The sequence below is a fragment of the Microcoleus sp. B7-D4 genome, from assembly GCF_036705125.1.
GTDB lineage: Bacteria > Cyanobacteriota > Cyanobacteriia > Cyanobacteriales > Microcoleaceae > Microcoleus.
Genome location: NZ_JAUBTT010000214.1, coordinates 1 through 4,197, shown reverse-complemented (window position 1 = coordinate 4,197; position 4,197 = coordinate 1). Strand labels below are relative to the sequence as shown.

Here is a 4,197-nt window from a genome sequence, read left to right as displayed (position 1 = left end):
ACAGCCAGACTTGTTAGGGACAACAACGCCCAAGCTGTGCCACCAGCAGAACGAGTGTATCCTCAGCATTTGATGGGTGTGGCGATTTCTCTGTTACAACAGGCTGATGTGGACTGGAGCCAAATCAAGAATGTTGAGCAGTTGCGTAAACAGTTAAACCTATTAAACCTTTAGACAATAAAGTGTATAAAGTATTAGTGAAGTGTGAGCTCTGGTAGTGCTGCCTGTTGCATAACTCCTGTCGTAGTGGGAAATATATTTTGGTGAAAGGAGACAACCTCTTGCGCTTTACTGTCCTTTTCTTCTCCCGTCTGAATCTAGGCGAGGGCTTTTTATTTGAGAGTTTTTGTCTCACAGGATGTCTAGTCAACATACCTTTGAAGTTAGTTTAAGCTGTGATGACTAGACATCCTCTAGATCACCCGCAAGGGAATGCTATCCATGCTGTCTGCCCAATACAATTACCTGTTGGCTGATAGATTTAATTGGTACGAACAAAATGTGCGATTCGTTTAGCCGAAACCGAACTCGGAGGATGGCTAGCAAGGTAGAACCTTGACAACTTGATAAACATGATGGTGAGGAAAGTAACCTAGAAATCCAAGTCCATCCCTCTTGGTATAAGAGTGAAAGCCATACCCTCACGGTAGCGACTAGCCATCAATCCGTGAAGCAGGGTAAAAGATAATCCGAAATAAGCCTGACATAAGGTTATCTGGCAAGGACTCATGGATACGCAAGAAAGCTACGTCTGAACTGTGGTCATCGTAGATTGGTGAAACAAGGCTGATACACCAAAGACAAAACAAGTCAACGAGTGAAGATAAGCGGCGTGTTTTAGTTGTGATATACCTCAAAATCACTCCCGCAGAGAGTAGCATCCTAAAAGTCCAAAACAATGTTTATCAGGAACGAAGTAACCTCTCGCTTGCTCCTTTGGAGGTCGAATACCAAAGGTAGGTGCTAACTACAAGCAACGAGTAGGAAAGATAGAGTCAGAAGCCAACGCTCAGGGTAATGCCTGAGATATGCAGACAGACTCACGTTTAACCGATTTGGATAGTTTCAATGTCAGAGGATTATTCAAGACAGTGGTCAGTAAAACTGAACTCATGGTGAACTGGAAAGATATACCGTGGAAGAAATTTCACCGTCATGTCTACCGCCTCCAAAAGAGAATATTCAAGGCAAGTCAACGTGGTGATGTTGGCACAATGCGACGACTCCAGAAGTTGTTGATGAAATCCTTTGCTGCTAAATGTCTAGCAGTCCGTAGGGTGACACAGGATAATCATGGTGTGCGACGTGAAGTCGTACATTAGGCGCATCTGCGCTGAATAACTGGAGAGCCGCCTCTCCCGGAGAACTCTCTCTCTCTGTCCCCACATAAAAGAGTGTCACACTCCGCCTACAACAGCAGTAAGTAATGAACCTGTTGGAATGCAAGGCATGAAAGCCCCGCAACTGATAGCCTAATTCGGTGAAAGGGCAAGGGGAAGACTGAAAAGGGTTAACGTTATGTGAACCACCGTAGATTCCGTTATGTCTAAAGAGTGAAATCAGGCTGATACACTCTAGCCAAAAAGGCAAGTGAGTAGGTTACTGGCAGCGCCTTGTGGCTAGTAACGAGAGAGCGAAACTCTCACCGGAATATAGGTGGAACCCAAATCGGTTGAAGGTTAAATGTACGAAACACGATAAACCCTACGGATTCTCAAGCCAGGTCGATGGCATGAGTAGGTTGACCGTAAGGAAAACGGAATTATCCAGAGGGTAGGGGATGCTGGAGAAAGCGAACGCTTCTGGTAATGCGGAAGATAGGGGTTCAGGCTTTGCCCCGCATCGAAAGATGGCAGACTTCCAGCGGGTCTTCAACGGTAAATTTTGCGTAAAGGAATTGAACCAACGTGAAAGATAGAGTCAGCAATGACATCGGAACGAAGGAACCGCTCAAGGGGTGGGCATCCATCAATTGGAAGCTCATCAAAAAGCGTGTCAGAAACCTGAGACGGAGAATCTACCGAGCAGCCCAGAACGGTCAGTGGAATAAGGTTAGAAGCCTCATGAAACTGATGCTTCGCAGTTACTCCAACCTGCTATTGTCAGTGCGAAGAGTCACTCAAGAAAACAAAGGGAAACAGACGGCTGGCATTGATGGTCAGACGGCTTTAACTCCACAGGAAAGAGTGAAATTGGTCAGAGAAATTCAGGAAAATACCTTATGGAAAGTCCGCCCAACTAAAAGGGTATACATACCGAAAGCCAACGGAAAACAAAGACCATTAGGTATCCCGACAATCAAAGACCGAATAGCACAGGCAATTGTCAAGAATGCCCTAGAACCAGTCTGGGAAACCAGATTTGAAGCCCAGTCCTATGGCTTCCGCCCCGGCAGAAGTTGCCATGACGCAATTGAGCAGACATGGATAAGACTAAACGCTCAGGGAAATGACAGATGGATACTGGACGCAGATATAAAAGGGGCGTTCGACAATATTAGCCACGAATACCTGCTCAATGCCATAGGAGAAATCCCTGGTAAAGAGCTAATCAAACAGTGGCTAAAAGCAGGATATGTAGAGGCAGAAATATTCCACGATACCGAAAGCGGAACGCCACAGGGAGGGATTATTTCTCCCTTATTGGCAAACATAGCCCTCGACGGAATGGAAAAATTCCTAAGTCAATATAAAAAGACGAAGGAATACAAATATACCGACTCAAAAGGTAGAAAAAGAACAGAGAGGGAACACAAACCCAAATATGGGTTTGTTCGCTACGCTGATGACTTCATCATCACCGCAGAAAATCGTGAGGATTTGGAAGCCATTAAACCCATCCTAGAAGAATGGCTAAATCAGAGGGGTTTAAAACTTAATGCGGATAAAACCCAAATCACTCATATTAATGATGGCTTCAATTTCTTAGGGTTCAATGTCCGACATTACAAGGGTAAATGCTTAATTAAACCGCAAAAAGAAAAGGTCAAAGAATTCCTGTCTGGAATTCAACAATGGCTGAATCAACACAAAACGGTAAAAGCAACGGCAGTTATCCAGCACCTTAGCCCAATCATTAGAGGATGGGGGAACTACTACAAGCACAAGGTCAGTAAGGAGACGTTTTCTTACGTAGACTACCGAATATGGCAAATGCTGTGGAAGTGGTCGCTAAGAAGACACCCGAAAAAGGGGAAAGGTTGGGTAGCCCAAAAATACTTCAGAACAATCAACGGGACGAAGTGGAACTTTGCCCAACCCTTCTTGAACAGACATGGTAGGGAAACATTAATAACCCTGCCGAAGCTGGCATACATCCCCATAGTACGCCATGTCAAAGTCAAAGACACGGCATCTCCCGACGACCCAACACTCACCAAATACTGGCAAGACCGCCAATCCAAATACGGGAAATCGTACTGGGCAAAAGGCTCAAAACTCTATAACGTAGCGGTTAACCAAAATTGGAAATGTCCAGTATGCGGTGAACACTTGTTCAATGGAGAAGAACTGCACACTCATCACAAAAATAGGGTGGTAGATGGAGGAACAGACAAGGCCCAAAACCTTGTTCACCTTCACAAAGCCTGTCACAAGCACATACATACAGGCAAACGCTCTGAGGTTTTGGAGGCTTGAGCCGGATGATGGGAAACTGTCAAGTCCGGTTCTTAGGGGCGCGACCTGAAAGGTCGTTTGGCACGTGGAGCCTACTCCACTAAGGGATTCACACCCCTTACTCTCACGTAAAAGACTCTATTCTCAGAGTCCGGTCACGGTCAAGTAGGTAACGAAACAACTGGAGTGCAGACCACGAATGTAGCCGAAGCTGACAGCCTAAGTCGGTCAGGAGCTAGAGAGAGTTCTCGAATGGTGAACGAAAGTGAACTATCGTTAAACGGCGTAATACCGGGAGTGTCCAAATAAGGCTGATAGGACATTATGGGTGGATTTATAACTCCCTTATTTATGAGTCGTGTGAACTTAAACCCATCGCTGAACTAGATAGCACCTAACCGAGAATGTAAAACCAAACGATACGACAGGGTAAGTCCTACAGAGTCTAGGAGAGGTCGAAAACTCCTAGTAGGTCTAAGGTAACGAGGACACAACTTTCTGGAGGATAGAGGAAGGGTTAAAAAGCGAATGCTGAGTTGTAATGATTCAGATAGGAGTTCAAAATTTGCTCCTGAACGAA

Annotated in this window: 2 protein-coding genes; both read left to right on the top strand. The window is 45.2% G+C overall.

What is annotated here, in order from left to right; genetic code table 11:
- Positions 1-1,028 precede the first annotated feature (1,028 nt).
- On the top strand, positions 1,029-1,322 hold the full coding sequence (locus tag QUB12_RS36810; protein WP_333235621.1) for a reverse transcriptase N-terminal domain-containing protein: 294 nt from the start codon (positions 1,029-1,031) through the stop codon (positions 1,320-1,322).
- Between the two features lie 585 nt (positions 1,323-1,907).
- On the top strand, positions 1,908-3,638 hold the full coding sequence (gene ltrA, locus QUB12_RS36805) for a group II intron reverse transcriptase/maturase (protein WP_333235619.1): 1,731 nt from the start codon (positions 1,908-1,910) through the stop codon (positions 3,636-3,638).
- The last annotated feature ends 559 nt before the right edge of the window (positions 3,639-4,197 follow it).

What these genes read in the sequence shown, in the direction of transcription:
- QUB12_RS36810 (WP_333235621.1), top strand. Translation starts at nt 1,029, where the DNA reads ATGCAGACAGACTCACGTTTAACCGATTTGGATAGTTTCAATGTCAGA.